Raw genomic sequence first — 24,462 nt, forward strand, 5'->3', positions numbered from 1 at the left:
TTTTATTTAAACATAACTTAATAAATTGCCATATGATCACGATGAATCATTTCAAGTGAACGAGCTTCACCTAACACTTGATAAACCTTATCTGAGGCTAAGCCTTTAATAATTTCAGCAGATCGTGAACTGAAATTCACTCGACCTACTGCAATACGTTTACCTTGTTTATCTACACATTCAACCACATCGCCACGATCAAAATGTCCTTCAACAGTTTTAACCCCAACTGGGAGTAAACTGCGATGTTTCAATTTAATCGCTTCAACAGCACCATCATCAATTACAAGACGGCCTGCCGTTTGTAAATGAGCAGCGAGCCATTGTTGATGAGCAGTCATACGGTCTTTATCAGTAGTAAACAACGTACCTAGCATCTCACCTGCCATGGCACGTGATAAGACATTGTCACTTTCACCACTCGCAATGAGGGTTGGACAACCCGACTTAGCAGCTAAACGTGCGGCACGAACCTTAGTCACCATACCACCTCTGCCGAGCACACCACCACCGCCAGCCATTTCGAATAAAACATCATCCATGGCACGAACAGTAGAGAGTAATTTCGCATCGGGGTTGTGACGCGGATCTGAATCAAACATACCTTGCTGATCAGTTAAAATGATCAACAATTCTGCATGAACCTGACCTGCAACCATCGCGGCTAAAGTATCGTTATCACCAAAGCGAATCTCGTCGGTAGATACCGTGTCATTTTCATTAATAACCGGAATCACACGCCAATCAATCAAGTTTTGCAAAGCATCACATGAGTTTAAATAACGACGGCGGTCCGCTAGATCATCATGGGTGAGTAAAACCTGAGCAGTACGAATGCCATGTTCTTCAAGCACACTAGACCAAGTATGAATTAAACCCATCTGCCCAATCGCAGCACAGGCTTGCAGACTGGGTAGATCGGTGGGTCGACTTGCAAGCTTCATACGAACCATCCCTTCAGCCACAGCTCCAGAAGACACTAAAATAATTTCGTGTCCGGCATCGTGTAGATCTGCAATCTGTTTCGCCCAATGCGAAATAGCATTCAAATCTAAACCTTGCCCATTGGCTGTGAGTAAAGATGATCCGATTTTAACAACGATTCGTTTACACTCATTGAGCTGACGTTGCCCATCGACCACTTCTATCATGTTTTCCTCGGTTTTTTAGTCACGAACGTAGATGCTTTCTACATCATTGTCGTCTTCATCATCGTCAAAATCATCATCATCGCCCAACATGCCTTCAAGACGTTGTGCTCGACGCATAGCACGATATGCTTCTTTTGCCGCAATGGTTTGTTCACGTGTTTCAACTTCTAGTTGTTCACGGAAAGCTCTTACTTCTGCTGCATATTCAGGATCTTCAACTTCGCGTTCACGTTGTTGTTCAATCTGATCCATGAGGTAATACACAACGTCTTTTGTACCTTCACTTAATAGACCTGATGTCTTAAAGACAGGCCCAGTCCACTCTAGTTCATCTAGAATATGCTGACACCACTCTTCACGACTTTCTTCAGCAATCTGATCAAGTTTATTCAGCACTAAAACAATTGGAAGTTTAGCTAAAGTAGGAGAAAACTTAGCTAACTCATTCATAATTGCTTTTGCATTATGCGCAGGATCCGAACCGTCAATTGGTTGCACATCAATAATGTGTAAAAGGATACGCGTACGTGCTAAATGTTTAAGGAAACGAATTCCCAAACCTGCACCTTCCGCTGCACCTTCAATCAAACCAGGAATATCGGCCATTACAAATGAACGATGACGGTCAGCATCTACAACACCCAAGTTTGGAACCATGGTTGTAAATGGATAATCTGCTACTTTTGGTTTTGCAGCACTTACAGCACGAATAAAGGTTGATTTACCAGCATTTGGCATACCCAATAAACCAACATCTGCCAATACTTTTAATTCAAGACGAATTTCACGAAATTCACCTTTGATACCTGTCGTACATTTACGCGGAGCACGGTTAGTTGATGATTTAAAGTGGGTATTCCCTAAACCACCATCACCACCACCTGCAACCAGAATTCTTTGGCCATCTTCAACCAAATCGCCAATAATATCGCCTGAATCTGTATCAACAATTGTTGTACCAACGGGTACTTTTAAAACCACATCTTCACCACCACGTCCGGTACAGTTAGCGCCTGCACCATTCTTTCCGCGTTCAGCACGGAACTTACGTGTGTAACGGTAATCGACTAGCGTACTCGTATCATCATCAGCTTGAATATAGATACTTCCACCACGTCCGCCATCACCACCATCTGGGCCACCAAATGGTACAAATTTTTCACGGCGAAAACTGGCTACGCCATTGCCACCGTCGCCAGCCTCTACGGTAATGACTGCTTCATCAACAAAGCGCATCTGCCAATCCTCTAAAAACTCTAAAACCGCCTATTCTGCCATATTTTCATAAAATTCTCGAATAGAAAATGGGACAATTCCCATTTATAACGGTCTGTTTTTATCTTTAAATCATCAAAAGCATTTTAGATTTACAAATACGGGCTTTACCCAACATAAAATGCAGAATAACTATTTAATTTTTAAGGATGGACATTACGTAATGGCAAGGTCATTTGCATATCAAGATTTGCTTTTGTTTTTGGAACCGAATTATACATGATCGCATTAAATGAAGAGACATTCCCCATTTCCATAGGGTCATTCACTTGTAGACTTGGGTTAAATCGATGTTTAACCGATAAATTTACTGGCTCATCAAATTCAAAATAAACAGGACCATCAAAAACAATTTTAACTGGAATGGTATAACTACGTTTTAAATTAAAAGGAACATCCAGCTTGATGGGAATATCTAGCTTAAGTGGAAATTTTGGCAAAAATTTACTTTGATAGACGAGGTCAGTCGTAGTTTCAAGAGGCATAACCTGATCAATTTTTAAAGTTGTTGAATAGTCAACACTCACTGTAATTGGTGTCTCTACAGCAAAACTTAAATCTGCCAGATATTTCCCTTTTAAAGGTAAAGTCAATTGGCGGTCAATATCTAATGTTGTATCAAGTTTACCAATAGATTGGACCTGTAAAGTATTGCCAACTTGAATCTTTGTTTCTAAAGAGTCAGGTAAAGTAATATCTGCATTATGAGCCGAAACAACTAAATTAGCTTGAATATTGAGATATACCCAAAACATAACAGCAGCAAGGATCATCATTAAGAAAAAACTGATCAACATACTCTTGAGTGAACGAAACATTACTATTCACCTTATTGATCAGTTGTTGTCTGCGATGTTTCTGAACCCACTACCCGATTTAATCGCATAGTGGACAGAGGAATTTTCAACTCACCATTTGCAATCTTCACAGGCAATGTGTTTTTCACATCGACCGAAGCATTTAGTGCTGTTTTAACAGGAACATTCAAATTACCCTCAATTGGAATATTAGTATCCAATCTTGCCTTTAGAGGAATATGAAGATTTTCTTTTAATACCGTCCGTACAGGCGCATCAAATTTTAAATGAACCTTTTGCTCAAGCGGAACATTAATATCAATCGGAACATCAAGTTTTAATGGAATTGTCCCTTTCAATGGTAAGGTAATATCACGTCCCAAAACCCTCACTTGAACCTTCGTATCGATTGGTAAATTCTGTTCAACTTTTAATGTTTCTTTGACAGGAATTGTGGTGCTAATCGGCACCATATTATCGAAGTAAACACGCGGGGTTAATGTTTGAGTTAATGGAATATTCAGTTTCTCATCAATTGGAATACTGGCATTTACCCGCCCTTTTACATCCACGTTTAAAGCATCTTGTACTTTAACCTTAACTTGTAGAGGTTCTTGCAAGTCAATAGCAACTGCCTGATTTTTCAGTGGAATATAAATATTAAAGTGCTTAAACACCCATATTGCGATGAGTACACCACATAAATTGGCAATAATGATGAATATAAAAACGACCAACAAACGTTTAAACTGCGACAATTCCTATCCCTTACTATTTTCTTTTTTTCCTTAATTTGTATTCTCATTTATTTACAAAAAATAGTCAGCATATATTTTGTACGGTTGTAAAAAAACCCAGTCTAAACTGGGTCTTTTTGTGAAAATATTTTATAGATCGTTAAATGATCTTAAGCATTCAATTCTGCTGGAATTTTTTTGTAGCTTACGCCGCACATTTGTTCAGCGATACGTAATACCTGACAGCTATAACCAACTTCGTTATCGTACCAAACATAAGCAGTTAAACGGTTACCAGAAGTAATCGTTGCTTGAGCGTCATATACACCAGCAGTACGAGAACCGATAAAGTCACTCGATACAACTTCAGTCGAGTTGGTATAACCAATTTGACCTTGAAGGCTAGAGTTAATCGAAATTTGACGAATGTATTCGTTCACTTCTTCACGATCAACTTCTTTATCAAGCGTTAAGTTCAAGATAGCAAGAGATACGTTTGGCGTAGGAACACGTACAGAGTTACCAGTTAACTTACCTTTCAATGCAGGTAATGCTTTAGCAACAGCTTTAGCAGCACCAGTTTCAGTAATAACCATGTTCAATGTAGCTGCACGACCACGACGATCTGCTTTATGGTAGTTATCAATTAAGTTCTGGTCATTTGTAAATGAGTGAACAGTTTCAACGTGACCGTTAAGAACTTTATATTTGTCATCCAATACTTTAAGAATTGGAGTAATTGCATTTGTTGTACAACTTGCAGCAGAGATGATTTTGTCTTCATCTAAGATGTCTGTGTTGTTTACGCCAAATACAACGTTTTTCATTTCGCCTTTACTTGGTGCAGTTAATACAACACGTGCAACGCCTGGGCATTTCAAGTGTTGGCTTAGACCTTCAGCATCACGCCATTTACCAGTATTATCGATTAAAAGCGCGTTTTGAATACCGTATTCAGTATAGTCAACTTCACTTGGGCTTGATGCATAAATCACTTTAATGAAGTTACCGTTAGCAATGATTGCTTCGTTTTCTTCATCAACAGCGATTGTACCAGCGAAAGTGCCATGAATAGAGTCACGACGAAGTAAAGAAGCACGTTTTGCTAAATCGCCATCAGAAGATTTACGCACAACGATTGCTTTAAGGCTTAGGCCACGACCTAAACCTGATTGGCTAATGATTAAACGAGCCAAGATACGACCAATACGACCAAAACCATAAAGAACTACATCTTTAGGTTGTTCAGAAGTTGCACTACCTTTAATTGACTCAACTGCTTGAGCAACAAAAGCGTCAACATCACCGCCTTTTTCTTTATATTCAACAGCAAGTTTACCGATATCAACTTCTGCAGAACCAATGTTTTCAACTTTTGCTAAAGCTTCTAAAATTGGAAATGTATTTACAACAGAAAGCTCAACATCTACAACACGTGTACGACGGTGAGTTTTCAAAATTTGAATAACAGAACGGTTAATTAAAGAGCGACCGTAAACAGATACGACAATATTTTTTTCACGGTATAATTGACCGATTACGGCAATCATACGTTCCGCGATTTCTTCACGGTTTTTCCAACGGCCTTGGTGTTCAGCATGCAGGGCGATGATAGTGTCTTTGCTCACAGATACGTCCTCTAATTAATTATATCTAGGCGTGATTTTTTAAACCCCGTAATTGTAATGGAATTATCGACAAGAATGAATCAAAAGCTGACGTTAGTGACTAGATTTTCCTAAAATTCATCATAAATTCATAAAATACCTATAATTATTTTTTATTATCTTATTGTTTAAAGCAGCTAAATTTTTGCTTTTTCTTACTTTTTAGATTCTGATGCTCTAATCTTGAGCATCATTTTTTAATCTTTTCTGATATTTCGCGATGTTTAGCTGCAAATTTTTGGCTTTTTGACGTTGCTGATAAAGGTGAACTGCGCCTTCTAAAACGAGTACAAAGACTGCACACCAGATTGGAATATAAGTAAACCATTCTTCTTGGCCAATACTCTCCCCTAAAACTAGAGAAGCTAAAGCAAGCAAAACTGGTTCCAAATATCCTAAAAGTCCAAACACAACTAAGGGTAAAAAGCGACTTGCCAGAATATAACTTCCCAAACCAATAGCACTTAAAATTCCAAGCCCAATAATGATCAAAGTAAGACTCGGTTGATCTATAAATTTGCTATAAGGGAGTAAACCTGTATGGGTTAAATAAATCGCAATCGGCAAAATAATAACTAAGTCCCACCAAAAGCCGCCTAAATTGTCTGTTTTAATTTTTTTACGCAATAAAAAGTAGGCAGAATAGCCAACTGCAACCAATGCAGTTTCCCAAGCAATACTTCCTAAACGCCAGATTTCATGGCTCACGCCAATGACAGCAAGAATAATTGCGACCCATTGAAATTTAGAAATTTTTTCGCCATACAGCACACTTCCAGCTAATACTAAAACAAGCGGCAACAGAAAATATCCTAAAGATACTTGCAGGCCTCGCCCATGCATAGGCCCCCATAAAAACAGCCAAAGTTGGACTGAAGTTAAAACGGAGGTTGTAATTAACAACAATAATAAAGATGGCTTAGCCAAAATACGCTGGTAGATATTTTTGATATACGCTAAATCGCCACTCCACCACATAAACAAAGTTAGAAATGGGATTGTTGCAATAATCCGCCATCCAAAAGTTTGTTCACTATCAAGCTCGCCTAACAATTGAGTATAAAAATAAAGTACACCAAAAGTGACAGATGCCATGACAGACAAACTCACGCCCTTAAACATCACCACCCTCTTAGACTTTAGTAAAAACAGCTCACCACAATACTTGATTTATCCACTATAAAAAAGAAAAAACCATGTAAAAACATGGTTTTTTCTTAATCAGACATTTACATTTATTCTTTATGTTCTGTACGGATAATATCGCGAATATCAAAACCCAATGTTTTTGCATAATTTAGATATTCATCCACCACTTCTTGTTCAGGATGAGGAGTTCTTGATAATACCCAAAGATATTTACGAGAAGGTTCTCCTACTAAAACAGTTTGATAGTCTTCATCTATTTTTAAAATCCAGTAATCTCCGCGAATAACTGGAATCCATCGCACAGCTTCCGGTAAGAAACTCACCTTTAATTTGGTGTTATATGGCGGGTTAACCACGAATGCTTCACCAATAGATTGCTGTAATTGTTTTCTATTGTCATAGCAGCGGTTATCTACAACCACATTTCCATTTTCATTTAAGGTGTAAGTTGCAGATACGTTATAAGCACATTTTTTTTGGAAAAATGCAGGCTTACGGGCAACTTCATACCAAACACCTAAATATCGGTCCAGTTCAACTTTATAAACAGTTTGCAAGGGTTTCGGCTGAGCATAGACATAGGTTCCGACAGCTAAACCAGCCAAAACGACACCGCCCAACGCAATTTTAGCCAAACGCCAACTCGCTTGCGGAACATTATTTCTAAATGCCATTGTTGCCCTCAACGATTAGTTGTGAATACAAAAGAACTCAAATATCTACAGTAGCTTGTTTTTTAAACACATTATGTAGCGTTATGTATTCATTTATTGCAACATCTGCGCTTTTAATCGAAGAATTTCATCACGTATCCGCGCTGCTTGCTCAAACTGTAAATCTTTCGAGGCCTTTAACATGTCTTTTTCAAGCTTAGTAATATGTTTACTAAACAATTTAGGGTCTGAAAGAATATGTCTTTCATCAGCACTCAATGCTTGTGCTTGTTCAAGTACTTTTTCATCAATCTCGTCGTCTGAAAGTACCTCACCCGAGTCAATTTCTTTGACAGCCTGACGAACCGCACTACGTGGCGTAATACCATGCAACTCATTAAATTCAATTTGCTTGGCTCTACGGCGATCAGTTTCATCTATTGCCTTTTGCATAGAGTCAGTAATTCGGTCAGCATATAAAATTGCTTTACCTTTTACATTACGTGCAGCACGACCAATTGTCTGAATGAGTGAACGTTCCGAACGTAAAAAGCCCTCTTTATCTGCATCTAAAATAGCAACCAAAGAAACTTCTGGCATATCCAGACCTTCACGTAGCAGGTTAATACCGACTAAAACATCGAATACACCTGTACGTAATTCATGAATAATTTTGACACGTTCAACGGTATCAATATCTGAGTGGAGATAAGCCACCTTAACGCCATATTCTTTTAAATATGAAGTCAGATCTTCTGCCATACGCTTCGTTAAAGTCGTAATTAATACCCTTTCATTCAAATTCTTACGAATATTAATTTCCGAAAGAACATCATCCACTTGGGTTAAGACAGGACGAATCTCAATTTCAGGATCGATGAGACCTGTTGGACGTACAACCTGTTCAACGATCTGGTCTGACTTTTCTAATTCATATTTAGCAGGTGTTGCACTTACAAAAATGGTAGTCGGTACAATACGCTCCCACTCTTCAAACTTCATTGGACGGTTATCAAGCGCACTTGGTAAACGGAAGCCATAATTTACTAAGTTTTCTTTACGCGATCGGTCACCTTTATACATCGCTCCAATTTGCGGAACCGTAACGTGTGATTCATCAATAATCAGCAAAGCATCTTCTGGAATATAGTCAAATAAAGTCGGCGGAGCTTCACCAGATGGTCGTCCAGACAAATGACGTGAGTAATTTTCGATACCATTGGTATAACCCAACTGTTGCATCATTTCCAGATCGTAACGTGTCCGTTGCTCAATACGCTGTGCTTCGAGCAATTTGTCATGTTCACGGAAGAATTTAAGTTGATCTTGTAATTCATCCTTAATTGTATCGATGGCACGGGTTAGATGATCTTTTGGCGTTACATAGTGACTTTTTGGATAGATCGTTACCCGAGAAACTTTACGAACCATTTTACCAGTTAGCGGGTCAAACCAACGGATTGAGTCGACCTCATCATCAAATAGTTCAATGCGAATAGCATGTTGATCAGATTCTGCTGGAAAAATATCAATAATTTCGCCGCGAATTCGATATGTACCACGTAAGAATTCAAGTTCATTACGCGTATATTGCATTTCAACCAAACGGCGAATGATTTCATCACGGCTTACTCGGTCACCCTCGACCACATGCAGCAACATTTGCATATAAGCATTTGGGTCACCCAAACCATAAATTGCAGATACCGATGCGACAATAATTGCATCACGACGTTCTAATAAAGCTCGTGTTGCAGATAATCGCATCTGGTCAATGTGATCATTAATGGCCGCATCTTTTTCAATGAACGTATCCGAAGATGGAACGTAAGCTTCTGGTTGGTAGTAATCGTAATAACTTACAAAATATTCAACCGCATTATTAGGGAAGAAAGATTTAAACTCACCATAAAGTTGGGCAGCCAAAGTTTTGTTATGGGCCATCACAATTGTAGGGCGCTGTGTTTGAGCGATCACATTTGCCATGGTATAGGTCTTACCTGAGCCAGTTACCCCTAGCAATAACTGATTACGAAAACCATGCTCGATACCATTGACCAGCTTTTCAATTGCCTGTGGCTGATCACCTGCTGGCTGATAATGAGTGACCAAATCAAAAGGTTGATTTTCGTTCAAAGTTATCTCTCTTTATGAAAAAATTGAATTTAACGTCTCCCCTTTTAATGGGGATTTTTATCTTAATTTAAAGTGCAAATTGAGTTGGAAATTCAATGTAAAAGATTAAGCATCTTAACACTTGACCAATACTATAATCAGTTGCAACATGAAGCTATCCATTAAATAAAAAGCATAACCATGACCTATCAATATCATGATGAAAGTATTGTAACCGAACTTCCAGAAGATACAGTTTTTGTATTTGGTAGTAACCTTGCTGGACAGCATGGTAGCGGCGCAGCACGCGTTGCCAGTCAACACTTCGGAGCAGTTGAAGGTGTGGGGCGCGGCTGGGCTGGTCAAAGCTTTGCAATTCCAACTTTAAATGAACATATCCAACAAATGCCTCTTTCACAAATTGAGCACTACGTTGAAGATTTTAAGATATATGCAAAAAACCATCCTAAAATGAAATATTTTGTCACCGCTTTGGGTTGTGGCATCGCAGGTTATAAAGTTTCTGAAATTGCACCACTCTTTAAAGATATTGATCACAACGTTATCTTTCCAGAATCTTTTAAACCCTATGTTGAAGATAATGCAGTTTCACAATTTCCAACATTAACTCAAAAGATGGTAAAAAGTTTCATTAACGATGAAGTAATTTTTTACTTCAATCATGGAAGTGAATCTTTTGAAGAAGCCTTAGATAAAACAGATTTATCAGCTGCGGAAAAAGCAATTGCTCTTATTGTTTTAAATGAAGAGCTATACCCTCGAGATCGATATGGCCGAGGCCGTGATCATGAGCTTAGTGATATTTTAGGTAAGCTCAACGGTAAAATTTTTGATCTACACGGCAACTCTGAGGGTGCTATGATTTTTGTGAGTGCAGTCGTTGCACTCATGGAACTTTATGATTTTGACGAGCAAGACTTTATCAAATTATGGCGTGGTGAAAAGAATATTGACCACCCTATTAATCGTTAATTTCTCCAATAAACTTATGAGCTAAGCAGATAATATCTGCTTAGCTCATAAGTTTATTTTTACTTACATTTAATTTTCTTATTTTTAATTATTCTAATAAATTTAAGTTCTTTATATTCCCAAATCTTAATTTTTCTCATTATACTTTAAGGCAAACTGAATACTTAAAGAAACATATGGAAACTTTAGATTCTTCAATTTTTGACCTTAGCCCAATTCCAATGTGGATTGAGGATTTCAGTGAAGTTAAACAACAATTTGATCTATGGAGAAATCAAGGTATTGAAAACCTCCATGAATTTTTAAGCCAAAATAAAAATTTAATTATTGAATGTGCTCATAAAATTAAAATTGTTCGTGTGAATCAAAAAACATTAGAACTTTTTGAAGCAAAAACTCACGAAGAACTGTATTCGAGTTTAAATCTTATTTTTAAAAAAGAGATGTTTGAATCACATATTAATGAATTAGAAGAACTATGGAATGGTAAAACCCATTTTTCAAGTACGACTGTAAATTACACTTTATCGGGCAAACGTATTGATGTTCAGTTAAGAGGCTCAATTTTACCCGGTTCTGAATCGACCTTTGAACGTGTACTAATTACTACAGAAGACATTACACCTTATCAAAATGCGCTTCGTGAAGAAGAAAAAAATCGTCGCTTGGCTGAATCCATGTTTATCTATTCACCTACCTCTCTTTGGGTGGAAGATTTCAGCCGTATAAAAAATAGAATTGATCAACTTAGGCTATTGGGAATTGAAGATTTTAGAACTTTTCTAGATGTTCATCCTGAATTTGTCCGCCAGTGTGTAGAAGATATTCTAATTTTAGATGTTAATCAGGCAACTCTTGATTTATTTAAGGCTCCTGATAAGTCTACCCTCTTAAGAAATACACATAAGATTTTTGCGGAAGAAATGATTGAAACCTTTCGGGAGCAACTCATCGAATTATGGCAAGGTAATATTCATCATAAACGTGAAGCCATTAACTATGCTTTAGATGGCCAAATAAGAAATGTCTTGCTTCAATTTACGGTTTTTCCCGGTTATGAAGAAACTTGGGGGCTAGTACAAGTTGCACTTACAGATATTACCGCGCGGAAAAAAGCGGAAAACTATCTTGAATATTTGGGACAACACGATGTCCTGACCAAACTATATAACCGCGCTTTTTTTACAGAAGAACTTAACCGTTTAAACCGAAGCATTATTCGCCCTGTTTCTTCAATTTTCTTAGATATGAACGGATTAAAAGAAACCAATGATCAGTTTGGTCATGATATTGGGGATGGTTTATTGCGTCGCGTTGGAAATATTTTAAGTCAGGCCATTTTAAATACGCCCTATACCGCTTCTAGAATAGGTGGCGATGAATTTGTGATTTTAATGCCGGGGGCAGATGAGGCAAATGTTCTCATTATGCTTCAGACCATTCAGGAGCTTTTTAATATCGACAATCAATATTATTCAAGTCATCCAGTTCGGATTGCAATTGGACATGCAACTACTCAAACAAATGAACAAATTGAGGACATGTTAAAGCGAGCGGACCATCACATGTATCAAAAGAAAAAAAGTTATTATCAGGAAATTTTACTCAATCAATAAAAAAACAGGCATATTGCCTGTTTTTCAAAATTAGCGTTTTCCCATAGAACGACGCGTACCACGTGGAGGCATCCACGTTCTATCTGCGTATTGCTCTGGTTTAGGACGTACTTGGTTGTGTACCGCATCGTCGGCTTGATTGCTTTCATTCGGCATTGGGAATGGCAATTTCACCAAAGCCTTTTTCTGTTTTGGCTGTTGCTCAGTCATGATTCATTCTCGAAATTTCGATTGCGACTTATTATAAATGATTTTTATCATTTCTTTCCAAAAAAGCTTCAATTGAATAAAACAGCGACAAGTTCTTTCTTAAATCAAACTTTTTTACATCTAAAAATACCCACATCCGCAAATTACTTAATTTTTGCGATAAGATAGTATGCTTTTTATTTTTTAATCCCATAAGAGGAATATTGCCGTGGACGTACGTCTTTCTGATCGTGTCAATGCTATCAAACCGTCCCCTACACTTGCTGTAACCAACAAAGCTGCTGAACTTAAAGCTGCTGGCAAGAACGTGATTGGTTTAGGTGCTGGCGAACCAGACTTTGATACCCCGCAACACATCAAAGATGCTGCAATTGAAGCGATTAATAATGGTTTCACCAAATATACGGCTGTAGATGGTACTCCTGGGTTAAAAAAAGCAATTATTGCTAAATTTAAGCGTGATAATAATCTTGATTATCAAGCGAATCAGATTTTGGTTTCATGTGGTGGTAAGCAAAGCTTCTTTAACTTGGCACTTGCTCTATTAAACAAAGGCGATGAAGTTATCATTCCAGCACCTTTCTGGGTAAGTTATCCAGATATGGTCATTATTGCTGAAGGTACTCCAGTCATTGTGAAATGTGGTGAAGATCAACGTTTCAAAATCACTCCTGAACAATTAGAAGCTGCTATTACACCTAACACTCGCTTAGTTGTATTAAACAGCCCTTCTAACCCGACTGGTATGATTTATAGCAAAGCTGAATTAGAAGCTTTAGCTGAAGTTTTACGTCGCCACCCACAAGTATTTGTTGCATCTGACGATATGTATGAACCAATTCGTTGGGAAGATGAGTTCTACAACATCGCAACAGTTGCTCCAGATTTATATGACCGCACGATTGTTTTAAATGGTGTATCTAAAGCATATGCAATGACTGGTTGGCGTATTGGCTATGCAGCCGGTCCAGCAAAAATCATTGGGGCAATGAAAAAAATCCAATCTCAATCAACTTCTAACCCAACTTCTATTTCGCAAGTTGCTGCTGAAGCTGCATTGAATGGTCCACAAGATGTTTTAGAGCCAATGATTGAAGCGTTTAAACGCCGTCATGACTTAGTTGTAAACGGCTTAAATGACATCAAAGGTATCTCTTGCTTACCTGCTGATGGCGCTTTCTATGCCTATGCAAACATTCGCCCTCTTATTCGTGCAAAAGGCTTAAAATCTTGCACAGAGTTCTCTGAATGGTTACTAGAAGAAACTGGCGTAGCAGTAGTACCTGGTGATGCATTTGGTTTAGGCGGCTTTATGCGCATTTCATATGCTACAGCTGACGAAGTACTTGTTGATGCGTTAGCACGTATCAAAAAAGCTGCTGACTCAATTGAAGGTGTAGATGCTGCGATTGCATCTATTGAAGCTGAAAAAGCTGCGAAATAATCTGCATTTTGCATAAAAAGGGTTCTCTTTAGGGAACCCTTTTTTAATTGATCTATGCTTTGTTTTTCTTTGGCACCATATAAATAACCAGAAAAATTCCAAACAAAACCATAAAACCAGAGAAAATCACTCGGCCTGTTACAGCTTCATTCACAAATAAGCTTCCACCTATAATTGCCAAACATGGCACACTCAACTGCACAGTACTGGCCGTCATTCGATCAATATGCTTCAAAATTGCATACCAGAGTACATAAGCTACACTTGAAGTCACACCACCAGACAAAATTGCTAATACCCACCCCTGCAAATCAATATACCGCTCTTGATTAAGCAATACATTTGCCAAAAAAACGATTGGCACAGCTAATGTAAAGTTTGCCAATGTACTGCCGACAGGCTGCGTCATATTACGACCCACGATGCTGTAACCCGCCCATGCCAAACCAGATATCACCATAATTAGAGCATATCCCCAATCAGGCGCATGAGCACCCGGTAATAGCAAAACAATGATTCCAGCTAAAGCAATACATAAGCCTATACCACGGTATATACCAATCTGCTCACCATGCCAATAACCGTAAAGCACCATAGTCAGCTGTACAACGCCAAACAATAGTAAAGCACCGATACCAGCATCGATTTGAAGATAGGCGCACGAAAATGCCAAAATATAAATCGCTAGAAAAAATGCGTTTTTTAGACTCCATTGGACTTTGGCTTGAGGTGATTTTGAATATGAAAATAGCCCCAATAAAACAACTGCACCACTTACTACTCTTACTAGACTAAAACTCATTGGGTCAATATGATGCCCTGCTAGAGCCAAACGGCACAACACGGAGTTTGCTGCAAAAGCCATCATTGCTAGTGCAATTTTTAAAAGCATTATCCCTATGCTCCTGCTATTTTTTTATAGTGTATAAGAAGAACCTCTTATCTATCTAATTCATTATGCAACTCATTTAATTCAATTTTTATAATAAAGGAATATTATATTAGATTGACAAGTTTCGAAGATTCACCTTATCAGTTCATTTTTTAACTATAGAATTGACATATCGATGACTTAATAATAGGCTAATATCAAGTTCCATTTTAGAACCTAAAGAATTAAAGGACTCAAAAAATGAAAAATCCGATGGAAATGACTGGCCTTGAATTTTTACAAGCCATGATAGATGGCCACATTCCAGCAGCGAGTATTAGTAAAACCATACCTATGCAACCTTCTGAAATTTCAGAAGGATCTGTTACTTTCAAAGCCCAAGCAGATCATAACCATCTAAATCCACTCGGTGGCGTACATGGTGGTTTTGCTGCCACAGTTCTAGATTCGGTGACTGGTTGTGCAGTACATACGATGTTACCTGCGGGTGTAGGCTATGGCACAATCGACCTTAACGTGAAAATGTGCCGCCCCATTCCAAAGAACCATCCTTTAATTGCGACAGGAAAAGTTATTAATTTAAGTAAAAATTTAGGTATTTCCGAAGGAAAGATTATTGATGAGGAAGGTAAACTGTATGCCTATGCAACAGCAACCTGCATGATTATTCGTCCCTAAGAATTAAAGGCAGCCTTAAACCGCTGCCTTTTTTATTGAGTAATTTTGATTATTTGGACGTTCACAAGTTTGCGCAATCACATAAGGCGACCAAATATTTTTAAGTTGAAGTTCTATAATTTCTTGATGCTCAGTAGACCAAGCTAACACTTTATTTTTACCCAACAATAACTCCCCTTCCAATTGAAAAATATATAGAGATTTAGAGGAGTTTAATAATTTCGAGCTTTTTAAAATTTTAAGTGAATTATGCACGTTCCATTTAGAACTCAACCAAAGTTGCAGTAAATCACCTAAATATAAATTCTGTTTTTTGAAAGGATAAGCATCAATCCATGCATCTTCTACAGGTGTGTAATAAGATTCTGATTGAGTTAAGACATTAAGATAATTTTGTTGATAAAAATCAAAATTAGAAAAAATAGAAGCGATCGTAAGCGTTTTCATACTTATCTCCGATTTAGCCATTTTAGTGCTGGCAAGTTGGTTTAAATCCACACTGTTTGGATTTCTCCAAACGCTTGTTCTTTCTTGAATCTAGCAACTGAATTTTTAAAGTGCAAGTAATTTCTTAACACAGCACCCAACTGATCAAATAAAAAGCATACAACACAAAAATGAAGTAAACATGACAATTTAGACTTGACCCTTCTCAAAATCTCCTTATAATCGCATGCAGATTCTCCCATAGCTCAGTCGGTAGAGCGACGGACTGTTAATCCGCAGGTCCCTGGTTCGAGCCCAGGTGGGAGAGCCAAATACTAAAAAGCCCGCAGCATTAAAGCGGGCTTTTTTTTGCCATAATTTTATTAATAGCTATAAAAAAATCCCCTATCAATATAGAGGATTTAATTTTCATGCTTGAACCCATTTAGTTAGCTTAATGATCTAATCTAAGTTTGAAAAAGATATTCCTTTCTTAAATCATTATTCCATTTCAACCACTTTTAAAGGATTAAAAGACTGGCTGGTCGGCATCATTTCAATACGATTAATATTAATGTGCGGAGGTTGTGAAGCAACCCAAGCTACCGTATTTGCAATATCTTCAGGCAAGATTGGATTCTTTTTATCATAAAGACTGTTCACTTTCTCTTGGTCACCTTTAAAACGTACCAAAGAAAACTCTGTACCCCCACAAAGCCCTGGTTCAATGTTAGTTACTCGAATGCCCGTACCTGATAGATCAGCTCGAAGGTTTAAACTAAATTGCTCCACGAATGCTTTCGTTGCACCGTAAACGTTACCACCCGGATATGGGTATGTACCTGCAATTGATCCCATATTAATAATTAAGCCAGACTTTTTCTTTACCATGCTTGGCAAAATTAATCGGGTAACAGTAATAAGCCCCTTAACATTGGTATCAATCATAGTGTACCAATCATCTAAATCTGATTTATCGGCTGACTCCAACCCTAATGCTAGACCAGCATTATTTACCAATAAATCAATTTGACTGATTTGAAATTCGGCTGGTAAATCAACTAGTGCCTTATTTATATTTTCTACAGTATCTGTCATGTCAAATACTAAAGGATAGAACTTTTCACCAAGCTCTTGTTGTAATTCTTTTAGCTTTTCTTCCCGTCTTCCACAGCCAATAACTTTGTAACCTGACTCAATCAGTTTTTTTGAAATACTATAACCAAAGCCCGCAGAGGCACCTGTAACTAATGCTAACATTCTTATATCCTTAAAATATTCGACTAATTTAGTTGAACCAATTATGAACAAAACTATCTTTATATTTACATAATATTCGTTATTACTTTAAAAAATAAAAGCAGAACACGCCTAACACCGAAGGTATAAAGCTTACTTAATAAAAAGTTTACCTTTCACGGTAAACTTTTTATTAAAACTTCTAATATTATGCAGGCACGCCACTGTGAAAACGGAAGGTATCATCAGGCGTTAAAATCAGATTCTTTTCAACCTCACGAATATGATCAATGCGCTGCTGAATATCCTCTTTAGGATTTTTCATTTTTGCAGTTTTTGCAACATCAAGTGCAAGTGCCAAGTAGTCCTCAAAATGACGAGACTCCGACTTAAGCAAATAGCGATAATAGCGTCCTAACTCATCATCTACACGTGGAGCAAGAGCATGAAAGCGTTCGCATGAGCGCGCCTCAACAAAAGCACCTACCACAAGTACATCAATTAAAGCCTCTGGCTCATAAGTACGAATCTCTTTACGCAACCCACCAGCATAGCGCCCTGCACTTAAGCCATCCCATTTCTGACCACGCTTAGCCATAAGCTCAAGCACTTGTTCATAATGAAGCATTTCTTCCCGTACCAGCTGCGCAAGCTTTACTTGCAAATCAGGGAAGAAGCTATAACGGAACATTAAGTTCATTGCTGTACTAGCTGCTTTTTTTTCACAATTAGCATGATCTTGCATCAAAATATCTAGATTATTGATTGCCTCATCTAACCATGCTTTTGGCGTTTGACAGCCTAAAAAAGCCAAAACAGGTTGCATTAATTCATCGTAATTGATACTCGACATAACTAATTAACCTGCCACCTGAATTGCTGCTTTCATATCTTTAACAGCTTGAACCAGCCCCACAAAAACACTATCTGCAATAATTGAGTGCCCAATGTTTAACTCGTGAATTTGTGAGATAGCAGCAATTGGAGCAATATTCTTAAGGTTAAGGCCATGACCAGCATTTACAACCAAACCTTTTGAAGCTGCGTATTCAACACCTTTGATAATACGCGCCAGCTCAGCTTGTTGATCTTGCTCTGTTGCCGCATCTGCATATGCACCCGTATGTAACTCAATCGTAGGTGCACCACATGCAACTGCTGCATCAATTTGAGCTAAATCCGCATCAATAAATAATGATACGTCGCAGCCAATAGCAGCTAAAGTCTGAGTTGCAGCTTTAACTTTTTCAAAGTTACCTACTACATCTAAACCACCTTCAGTGGTTACTTCTTGGCGTCTTTCAGGAACAAAACAAACATGCTGTGGCTGAATTTCTTTCGCAAACTCGACCATTTCATCAGTAACAGCTAACTCAAGATTCATACGTGTTTTTAATAATGGACGCATGCGGCGTACGTCATCATCTTGAATATGGCGACGGTCTTCACGCAAATGCAAAGTAATGCCCTCTGCACCGGCTTGTTCACAAATAAGAGCAGCTTCTACAGGATCTGGGTAAGTAGTACCGCGCGCCTGTCTCAAAGTAGCAACATGGTCTATGTTTACACCAAGCAATGCAGCCATAAATAAATCCTAATTACGATTGAGTTTGAGTGTTTTGAATCCACAATTGTCGACTTTTTAGGGGACGATCACCTAAAAGCGATGTAATCATTTGACGGTATAGTTTACCTAATAATTGCAATTGTTCGAGAGAAAAATCCTGCCCTTGCTCATAATCCAACATAGACAAAATCGCTTTCCCTGACAAAGAAGAACGACTCGCCTGCACAACAGGAGCGAAACCTTCTGTCACTTGAAATTGATAAAACTGATGAGCCTGAATCGGCTGTTGTTGGGTATCGACTGAGAAATCAATCGCGTATCCAAGTTCAGGAAGTAAAACATGCTCGAACTGGCGCAAAATCTGCCGAAGAAAAAGGTCAGGATTTTCGTGGGAAGATAATTGTTGTAATTGAAGTAACGTTAACTGATATTGCTCAAACGTTTGTGGCATTGTCTCTTCTAAGGGACAAAGTCTAAGAACAACTTCATTTAAATAAAATCCAGCAAAAAAAGCATCACCAAAAAAGAAAACAGGCTGATTTAAGATTTCAAGCTTTGTAAAGTTTTTCAGCTCACTTTTACCCGTGGCTTGCAAGCGGATAGGCTGATATTGAGGGGGCGGAGTCTGTCTTAAAATACCATCGACTCGCCCATACTCTTGAGTAAAAAGATGCACAATATGACTTTTTTCACGGTACTTACGGTGATGAATCATATATCCATGGAGGACTTCATTGCGCATCATAAAAAGAAACTATTCCTCAGATTCTTTTTCTTTTTTGTCATCCTCATCATCACCATCAGGAATTACCGCCCCTACAACAGCCGCTGTACCTTTAACAACACCTTTTGTAGTTTTATAGGCGATACCTACTGGTACGGTTACAAGCTTATATACACAACCTTGTAACATCAATGTACATCCAACTATAGCGACCAATGATGTAATTGTTTTCATACCAGCATCCTTATCCTTTAGATATCACTATACCCTAAGCTTTTTAAAGCACGCTCATCATCAGACCAGCCACCTTTAACTTTAACCCACAAAGTAAGCATGATCTTTTGCTCAAACATTTTTTCCATGTCTTTACGAGCATCCATACCGATTGTTTTAAGCTTGGCACCTTTTTCACCAATCACAATCGCTTTTTGGCCTGCACGATCTACAAAAATCGTTGCATCAATATAAGTACAAGCTGGTTTTAAACGACCAGTTTTTTCATTAACAGTCTCTTCTTCCGTTTTGAAAGATTCAATTTGTACTGTTAAATCATAAGGTAATTCTTCACCTAACTGACGCATGATTTTTTCGCGAATAATTTCGCTAGCTAAAAAGCGTTCAGAACGGTCAGTAATCTGATCAAATGAATACAAAGGCGCTTGGTAAGGAAGATACTTCTCAATCGTTTCGCTCAAGTGTTCCAAATTTGCTCCGCGTAATGCAGATACAGGAACGATCTCGGCAAAATTCATAAGCTTAGCGCGCTCTTGAATCAAAGGCAGAATATCTCTTTTATCTTCAAAAGTATCAGCTTTGTTAATCACCAAAATAACTGGCATTTCAGCATTCTTGAGTTTTTCAAGCACTAAGTCGTCATTTTGCGTCCACTTATAAGCATCAATAACAAATAAGACCAAATTGACGTCGCGTAATGCAGAATGAGCTGCACGGTTCATCATTTTATTAATAGCGCGCACTTCTTTTTTATGCATACCCGGGGTATCTACATATACCGCCTGCATTTTTTCACGCGAATCAATACCAATAATTTTATGACGTGTTGTTTGAGGTTTACGCGAAGTAATAGAAAGCTTTTGACCTAACAAATGGTTCATGAGGGTAGATTTACCCACATTTGGACGTCCCACAATCGCCACAAATCCGCTCTTAAAATCCGAAGGAATTGTTACGCCTTTGGAACTAAAAAATTGATCAATCAGATTATTAGGATCTTGGTTCTCATTTGAATCTGGATTGATTTGATCAGAATGCATCGACATGCAGGTTATTGCTCCAATAACTTTAAAATTTCCGCCGCTGCTGCCTGCTCGGCAAAACGACGACTTGAACCCTCACCATGAATCTTTGATAAGCCATCTATCAAACATTCAACTTTAAAGTGCTGGTGAGGTGCATCACCCTGAATATCTACAACCTCGTAAACAGGGAGAGGTTTTTTACGTGCTTGTAGATACTCTTGTAAACGTGATTTAGGGTCTTTAAGTTGATCCGTAGGCTCAATATGGTCTAAATACGGTACATACCATTTTAGCACAATATCTGTAAGTAAGTTGAGATCACCACTATCAATATAAATTGCACCAATAATGGCTTCTACCGTGTCAGCCAATATTGACTCACGATGATGACCACCAGATTTCAATTCACCCGTACTTAATATTAAACACCGACTAAGTTGCAAATCGGTTGCAATCTTACCTAACGCTTCCTGACGCACTAAAGTCGCTCGCATACGCGTTAGGCGACCTTCGTTTTCATTTGGATAGGCATGATATAGATAATTGGCAATAATCATGCCTAATAATGAATCGCCTAAAAACTCCAAGCGCTCGTAATTGTATTTATGACTCACCGAACGATGAGTCAAAGCTAACTGTAACAATTCAAGCTGCTTGAATTGATATCCGATTCGACTCAATAAGCGAGGATCACTTAGTTTGAACTGATGTTTTATCAAAACTCTTCTCAAATGTTAAAACTAAATCAATATTTGATAAGAAGGGTTTTCTTACCTCATATTTCTTTTGGACTTTTAGACCAGACTCATTAAACACTTGCGCAATCTCTTTAAAATGAAGATCACGAATATTGTTCATTTCCAGTCGCTGATCCATTTGTGTCATAAACTTCTGTGGGGTGATGTCAGAAGAGCTTTCTTGTAAAAGCTCTTCTATTTGATTATTAATCAATCGATCATCCCAATATGCTGGCCAAACTGCAAGTACAGCTTTTACTGCAACCGCAAATATAACCACCCCAAATAAAATTGCTAAATACGAAGTACCTTGTTGTGCCTTACGCATTTCTTTTTTTCCTAATGGTTGTTTTTAATCTATTTTTCCATTTCGGCCAAAGTTAGGAAGATGTAAACCCGGTTCTTTATGCATCCAGACATAGAATGCTCGTCCTGTTAAATTTTCTTCAGGAACAAAGCCCCAGAAACGACTGTCTGCACTTTGATCACGGTTATCCCCCATTGCAAAGTAATGTCCTTTTGGAACAGTCACTTCCCAATATAAACCGTCTTGGTTTGCATATTTACCATTTTCAACATAGTTGATAAACGGTGCTTGACGCGCCACATTTACGCCTTCAAGTTCACGCATTGTAAAGGTGTGCGTACCAATCGTCTCTTTATGATAAATAGACGTTGGTGTATCTAATACATCTTTTTCACGGCTAAACTGTGTTAATACTTTCGGTACTTTTTGTCCGTTAATAATCAATTGTCCATGATCATAAACAAGATGATCGCCTGGCAAACCGATTACACGTTTAATATAACTAATGGTAGGTTGAGGTGGATAACGGAATACAATCACATCACCACGCTTTGGTTCTCCCACATCAATAATTTTCTTATTGACGATAGGTAAACGCACACCATAATCAAATTTATTGACCAGAATAAAATCACCAGTTTCTAAAGTAGGTACCATAGAGTCCGATGGAATATTAAATGGTTCGTAAAGGAATGAACGAAGTACAAGTACTACAGCTAAAACTGGCCAAAAGTCATAAGCCCATGTAATAACAAAATTTTCGTTCCCGCGCCCTTTATTTGCACGCTGTTTGAATACAAGTTTATCTAACAACCACACTGCAAATAGAATCAGCGTAACTGGAACAAGAATTAAATTAAAATCAAAATCCACACGACCTCACTCGCAGCCTAGCTGCTTGTCTTAAAGTAGGGAAAAGTAATGTCTTACTTCCCCCGACCTTCATTTCTTATCTTTCTACTTTCAATACAGCCAAGAACGCTTCTTGTGGAATTTCAACGCTTCCCACTTGTTTCATACGTTTCTTACCTTCTTTTTGTTTAGAAAGTAGTTTTTTCTTACGTGAAACGTCACCACCATAACATTTTGCTAATACGTTTTTACGCATCGCTTTTACAGTAGAACGAGCAATAATTTGTGCACCGATAGCTGCTTGAATAGCAACGTCGTACATTTGGCGAGGAATCAAATCTTTCATTTTCTCAACCAATGCAATACCACGATGACGCGCGTCATTACGGTGACAAATCATAGCCAAGGCATCAACCTTGTCACTATTAATTAATACATCAACCTTAACTAAAGCTGAACTTTCAAAACGTACAAAGTTATAGTCTAGCGATGCAAAACCACGCGAGCATGATTTTAATTTATCAAAGAAATCCATAACGACTTCAGCCATCGGGATTTCAAAGGTAATAGAAACTTGATTACCCAAGAATTTCATATCTTTTTGAACACCACGGCGTTCAATACAAAGGGTCATTACATTGCCTAAGTACTCTTGCGGAACAAGGATATGACATTCTGCAATCGGTTCACGCAAATCTTCTACCGTAGATCCGTCTGGCATTTTTGATGGACTGTCGATATAAATCGTTTCGCCCTTCTTGGTTAATGCTTCATAAATTACAGTAGGCGCAGAACTGATGAGATCAAGATCGTACTCACGCTCTAAACGCTCTTGTACAATCTCCATGTGTAGCATTCCTAAGAAGCCACAGCGGAAACCGAAACCTAATGCATCAGAACTTTCTGGTTCAAAGAATAAAGCTGAGTCGTTAATTTGTAATTTTTGTAGCGCTTCACGGAATGGCTCAAAATCACTTGCATCAATTGGGAAAAGACCAGCATAAACCTGTGGTTTAACCTTTTTGAAACCCGGTAAAATCGCAACATCAGGTGTAGATGCAAGCGTAATCGTGTCACCTACTGGCGCACCAAAAATATCTTTAATACCCGCAATTACAAAACCTACTTCACCAGCTTCAAGGATATCTGTTTCTGTATGTTTCGGATTAAACACACCCACTGAAGTTACCGGATGAGTTTGACCTGTCGATTTAACCAACATTTTGTCGCCCTTACGGATACGACCTTGTTTAATACGTACAAGAGAAACTACACCTAGGTAGTTATCAAACCATGAGTCGATAATTAATGCTTGTAATGGAGCATCACGATCGCCTTCAGGTGCTGGAATAACATCGACTAAACGCTCTAAAACACCTTCCACACCCAAACCGGTTTTTGCTGAACAGGTTGGTGCATCAGTTGCTTCAATTCCGATAATTTCTTCAATTTCATGAATTACACGTTCAGGTTCAGCCTGAGGCAAATCAATTTTATTTAAAATAGGAAGAACTTCGAGACCTTGTTCAATCGCGGTATAACAGTTTGCAACTGATTGTGCTTCTACACCTTGTGCAGCATCTACAACCAATAACGCACCTTCACATGCAGCTAATGAACGAGAAACTTCATACGAGAAGTCTACGTGTCCTGGAGTATCAATAAAGTTAAGTTGATATTCCTGACCATTAGGATGAGTATAATATAGCGTGACTGAAGCGGCTTTAATGGTAATCCCACGTTCGCGCTCAAGCTCCATTGAGTCCAAGACTTGAGCTTGCATTTCACGATCTTGTAGGCCACCACACATCTGAATAAAACGGTCAGCCAATGTAGACTTACCATGGTCAATGTGGGCAATAATCGAGAAATTTCGTATATTTTTGATATCGACGGATTTTTTAGCTTGCGCCATGGGTTACCTTGAGAAAATATAGAGTGCTATGTAGCTTGTTTTAATACACAGCCAAAGCA

Annotated in this window: 26 protein-coding genes and 1 tRNA gene; 5 read left to right on the top strand and 22 right to left on the bottom strand. The window is 38.2% G+C overall.

Annotated features, from left to right (window positions below; genetic code table 11):
- Positions 1-17: 17 nt before the first annotated feature.
- From proB to uvrB, 8 genes are all read right to left on the bottom strand, one after another.
- Positions 18-1,151 carry a glutamate 5-kinase gene (gene proB / locus ACT53H_RS03375; protein WP_476008617.1) on the bottom strand — a complete coding sequence of 378 codons (1,134 nt, stop codon included), beginning with the start codon at positions 1,149-1,151 and terminating at the stop codon, positions 18-20.
- Between the two features lie 15 nt (positions 1,152-1,166).
- Complete coding sequence (gene cgtA, locus ACT53H_RS03380; RefSeq protein WP_004790763.1) at positions 1,167-2,387, bottom strand: Obg family GTPase CgtA; 1,221 nt, start codon at positions 2,385-2,387, stop codon at positions 1,167-1,169.
- Between the two features lie 182 nt (positions 2,388-2,569).
- Positions 2,570-3,244 carry a hypothetical protein gene (locus ACT53H_RS03385; protein ID WP_004790762.1) on the bottom strand — a complete coding sequence of 225 codons (675 nt, stop codon included), beginning with the start codon at positions 3,242-3,244 and terminating at the stop codon, positions 2,570-2,572.
- An 11-nt stretch (positions 3,245-3,255) separates the two neighbouring features.
- A complete protein-coding gene (locus tag ACT53H_RS03390) occupies positions 3,256-3,981 on the bottom strand; it encodes a hypothetical protein (RefSeq protein ID WP_004790761.1) in 726 nt (241 codons plus the stop codon).
- A gap of 149 nt (positions 3,982-4,130) precedes the next feature.
- Positions 4,131-5,588 carry a glyceraldehyde-3-phosphate dehydrogenase gene (locus ACT53H_RS03395; protein WP_004790760.1) on the bottom strand — a complete coding sequence of 486 codons (1,458 nt, stop codon included), beginning with the start codon at positions 5,586-5,588 and terminating at the stop codon, positions 4,131-4,133.
- A gap of 216 nt (positions 5,589-5,804) precedes the next feature.
- Positions 5,805-6,752, bottom strand: a complete 948-nt coding sequence (gene rarD, locus ACT53H_RS03400; RefSeq protein ID WP_476008618.1) for an EamA family transporter RarD — start codon at positions 6,750-6,752, stop codon at positions 5,805-5,807.
- 110 nt (positions 6,753-6,862) lie between these two features.
- A complete protein-coding gene (locus tag ACT53H_RS03405) occupies positions 6,863-7,450 on the bottom strand; it encodes a lipocalin family protein (RefSeq protein ID WP_004643647.1) in 588 nt (195 codons plus the stop codon).
- Between the two features lie 93 nt (positions 7,451-7,543).
- On the bottom strand, positions 7,544-9,565 hold the full coding sequence (gene uvrB / locus ACT53H_RS03410; RefSeq protein ID WP_174740113.1) for an excinuclease ABC subunit UvrB: 2,022 nt from the start codon (positions 9,563-9,565) through the stop codon (positions 7,544-7,546).
- A 180-nt stretch (positions 9,566-9,745) separates the two neighbouring features.
- Here uvrB and ACT53H_RS03415 point away from each other — a divergent pair, with 180 nt between their 5' ends.
- Both ACT53H_RS03415 and ACT53H_RS03420 read left to right on the top strand, forming a co-directional pair.
- Positions 9,746-10,537 carry an A1S_2505 family phage non-structural protein gene (locus tag ACT53H_RS03415; RefSeq protein ID WP_004790757.1) on the top strand — a complete coding sequence of 264 codons (792 nt, stop codon included), beginning with the start codon at positions 9,746-9,748 and terminating at the stop codon, positions 10,535-10,537.
- Positions 10,538-10,713: 176 nt separating this feature from the next.
- A complete protein-coding gene (locus ACT53H_RS03420) occupies positions 10,714-12,153 on the top strand; it encodes a sensor domain-containing diguanylate cyclase (protein WP_151964168.1) in 1,440 nt (479 codons plus the stop codon).
- A 30-nt stretch (positions 12,154-12,183) separates the two neighbouring features.
- Here the strand turns inward: ACT53H_RS03420 and ACT53H_RS03425 are convergent, their stop codons facing one another.
- The gene (locus ACT53H_RS03425; protein WP_002118942.1) at positions 12,184-12,363 is read right to left on the bottom strand and encodes a hypothetical protein; all 180 of its coding nucleotides are present in this window, start codon (positions 12,361-12,363) and stop codon (positions 12,184-12,186) included.
- Between the two features lie 208 nt (positions 12,364-12,571).
- On the opposite strand from ACT53H_RS03425, the gene ACT53H_RS03430 reads away from it, so the two are divergent.
- Complete coding sequence (locus ACT53H_RS03430) at positions 12,572-13,807, top strand: pyridoxal phosphate-dependent aminotransferase (protein WP_004790755.1); 1,236 nt, start codon at positions 12,572-12,574, stop codon at positions 13,805-13,807.
- 52 nt (positions 13,808-13,859) lie between these two features.
- Here the strand turns inward: ACT53H_RS03430 and ACT53H_RS03435 are convergent, their stop codons facing one another.
- Complete coding sequence (locus ACT53H_RS03435) at positions 13,860-14,699, bottom strand: DMT family transporter (RefSeq protein ID WP_476008619.1); 840 nt, start codon at positions 14,697-14,699, stop codon at positions 13,860-13,862.
- A gap of 240 nt (positions 14,700-14,939) precedes the next feature.
- Between ACT53H_RS03435 and ACT53H_RS03440 the strand changes: the two genes are divergently transcribed.
- Positions 14,940-15,377, top strand: coding sequence for a PaaI family thioesterase (locus ACT53H_RS03440; RefSeq protein ID WP_151964171.1), 438 nt, complete (start codon positions 14,940-14,942; stop codon positions 15,375-15,377).
- A 15-nt stretch (positions 15,378-15,392) separates the two neighbouring features.
- Here the strand turns inward: ACT53H_RS03440 and ACT53H_RS03445 are convergent, their stop codons facing one another.
- Positions 15,393-15,824: a hypothetical protein gene (locus ACT53H_RS03445; protein WP_476008620.1), complete on the bottom strand. Its 432-nt coding sequence runs from the start codon at positions 15,822-15,824 to the stop codon at positions 15,393-15,395.
- A 41-nt stretch (positions 15,825-15,865) separates the two neighbouring features.
- The gene (locus ACT53H_RS03450; protein WP_443274022.1) at positions 15,866-16,012 is read right to left on the bottom strand and encodes a hypothetical protein; all 147 of its coding nucleotides are present in this window, start codon (positions 16,010-16,012) and stop codon (positions 15,866-15,868) included.
- Between the two features lie 46 nt (positions 16,013-16,058).
- Between ACT53H_RS03450 and ACT53H_RS03455 the strand changes: the two genes are divergently transcribed.
- A tRNA-Asn gene (locus ACT53H_RS03455) sits at positions 16,059-16,134 on the top strand.
- 170 nt (positions 16,135-16,304) lie between these two features.
- On the opposite strand, the gene ACT53H_RS03460 is transcribed toward ACT53H_RS03455, so the two are convergent.
- From ACT53H_RS03460 to lepA, 10 genes are all read right to left on the bottom strand, one after another.
- On the bottom strand, positions 16,305-17,063 hold the full coding sequence (locus tag ACT53H_RS03460; RefSeq protein WP_238611844.1) for an SDR family oxidoreductase: 759 nt from the start codon (positions 17,061-17,063) through the stop codon (positions 16,305-16,307).
- A 187-nt stretch (positions 17,064-17,250) separates the two neighbouring features.
- Positions 17,251-17,895 (bottom strand): MiaE family protein, encoded by a 645-nt coding sequence (locus ACT53H_RS03465; RefSeq protein WP_004790750.1) that lies wholly within the window; start codon positions 17,893-17,895, stop codon positions 17,251-17,253.
- 6 nt (positions 17,896-17,901) lie between these two features.
- On the bottom strand, positions 17,902-18,627 hold the full coding sequence (gene pdxJ / locus ACT53H_RS03470) for a pyridoxine 5'-phosphate synthase (protein ID WP_004790748.1): 726 nt from the start codon (positions 18,625-18,627) through the stop codon (positions 17,902-17,904).
- A 13-nt stretch (positions 18,628-18,640) separates the two neighbouring features.
- Positions 18,641-19,354, bottom strand: a complete 714-nt coding sequence (gene recO / locus ACT53H_RS03475; RefSeq protein ID WP_174764647.1) for a DNA repair protein RecO — start codon at positions 19,352-19,354, stop codon at positions 18,641-18,643.
- Between the two features lie 9 nt (positions 19,355-19,363).
- A complete protein-coding gene (locus ACT53H_RS03480) occupies positions 19,364-19,567 on the bottom strand; it encodes an NF038104 family lipoprotein (protein WP_336010843.1) in 204 nt (67 codons plus the stop codon).
- A 17-nt stretch (positions 19,568-19,584) separates the two neighbouring features.
- Complete coding sequence (era, locus tag ACT53H_RS03485) at positions 19,585-20,607, bottom strand: GTPase Era (protein WP_081399272.1); 1,023 nt, start codon at positions 20,605-20,607, stop codon at positions 19,585-19,587.
- 11 nt (positions 20,608-20,618) lie between these two features.
- Entirely contained in the window at positions 20,619-21,311 is a 693-nt protein-coding gene (gene rnc / locus ACT53H_RS03490) for a ribonuclease III (protein WP_004790741.1), read from the bottom strand.
- Complete coding sequence (locus tag ACT53H_RS03495; protein WP_005307477.1) at positions 21,283-21,657, bottom strand: DUF4845 domain-containing protein; 375 nt, start codon at positions 21,655-21,657, stop codon at positions 21,283-21,285. The genes rnc and ACT53H_RS03495 overlap by 29 nt, the downstream gene beginning before the upstream one ends.
- Positions 21,658-21,681: 24 nt before the next feature.
- On the bottom strand, positions 21,682-22,509 hold the full coding sequence (lepB, locus tag ACT53H_RS03500) for a signal peptidase I (RefSeq protein ID WP_004790734.1): 828 nt from the start codon (positions 22,507-22,509) through the stop codon (positions 21,682-21,684).
- Between the two features lie 76 nt (positions 22,510-22,585).
- Positions 22,586-24,403 (bottom strand): translation elongation factor 4, encoded by a 1,818-nt coding sequence (gene lepA / locus ACT53H_RS03505; RefSeq protein ID WP_009393568.1) that lies wholly within the window; start codon positions 24,401-24,403, stop codon positions 22,586-22,588.
- Positions 24,404-24,462 lie beyond the last annotated feature (59 nt).

The sequence above is a fragment of the Acinetobacter sp. DMC2 genome (assembly GCF_056314305.1).

What these genes read in the sequence shown, in the direction of transcription:
- ACT53H_RS03425 (WP_002118942.1), bottom strand. Translation starts at nt 12,363, where the DNA reads ATGACTGAGCAACAGCCAAAACAGAAAAAGGCTTTGGTGAAATTGCCA.
- ACT53H_RS03435 (WP_476008619.1), bottom strand. Translation starts at nt 14,699, where the DNA reads ATGCTTTTAAAAATTGCACTAGCAATGATGGCTTTTGCAGCAAACTCC.
- ACT53H_RS03405 (WP_004643647.1), bottom strand. Translation starts at nt 7,450, where the DNA reads ATGGCATTTAGAAATAATGTTCCGCAAGCGAGTTGGCGTTTGGCTAAA.
- pdxJ (WP_004790748.1), bottom strand. Translation starts at nt 18,627, where the DNA reads ATGGCTGCATTGCTTGGTGTAAACATAGACCATGTTGCTACTTTGAGA.
- ACT53H_RS03495 (WP_005307477.1), bottom strand. Translation starts at nt 21,657, where the DNA reads ATGCGTAAGGCACAACAAGGTACTTCGTATTTAGCAATTTTATTTGGG.
- ACT53H_RS03385 (WP_004790762.1), bottom strand. Translation starts at nt 3,244, where the DNA reads ATGTTTCGTTCACTCAAGAGTATGTTGATCAGTTTTTTCTTAATGATG.
- ACT53H_RS03480 (WP_336010843.1), bottom strand. Translation starts at nt 19,567, where the DNA reads ATGAAAACAATTACATCATTGGTCGCTATAGTTGGATGTACATTGATG.
- cgtA (WP_004790763.1), bottom strand. Translation starts at nt 2,387, where the DNA reads ATGCGCTTTGTTGATGAAGCAGTCATTACCGTAGAGGCTGGCGACGGT.
- ACT53H_RS03460 (WP_238611844.1), bottom strand. Translation starts at nt 17,063, where the DNA reads ATGTTAGCATTAGTTACAGGTGCCTCTGCGGGCTTTGGTTATAGTATT.
- recO (WP_174764647.1), bottom strand. Translation starts at nt 19,354, where the DNA reads ATGATGCGCAATGAAGTCCTCCATGGATATATGATTCATCACCGTAAG.
- ACT53H_RS03420 (WP_151964168.1), top strand. Translation starts at nt 10,714, where the DNA reads ATGGAAACTTTAGATTCTTCAATTTTTGACCTTAGCCCAATTCCAATG.
- ACT53H_RS03465 (WP_004790750.1), bottom strand. Translation starts at nt 17,895, where the DNA reads ATGTCGAGTATCAATTACGATGAATTAATGCAACCTGTTTTGGCTTTT.
- ACT53H_RS03445 (WP_476008620.1), bottom strand. Translation starts at nt 15,824, where the DNA reads ATGAAAACGCTTACGATCGCTTCTATTTTTTCTAATTTTGATTTTTAT.
- lepA (WP_009393568.1), bottom strand. Translation starts at nt 24,403, where the DNA reads ATGGCGCAAGCTAAAAAATCCGTCGATATCAAAAATATACGAAATTTC.
- proB (WP_476008617.1), bottom strand. Translation starts at nt 1,151, where the DNA reads ATGATAGAAGTGGTCGATGGGCAACGTCAGCTCAATGAGTGTAAACGA.
- ACT53H_RS03415 (WP_004790757.1), top strand. Translation starts at nt 9,746, where the DNA reads ATGACCTATCAATATCATGATGAAAGTATTGTAACCGAACTTCCAGAA.
- ACT53H_RS03440 (WP_151964171.1), top strand. Translation starts at nt 14,940, where the DNA reads ATGAAAAATCCGATGGAAATGACTGGCCTTGAATTTTTACAAGCCATG.
- era (WP_081399272.1), bottom strand. Translation starts at nt 20,607, where the DNA reads ATGCATTCTGATCAAATCAATCCAGATTCAAATGAGAACCAAGATCCT.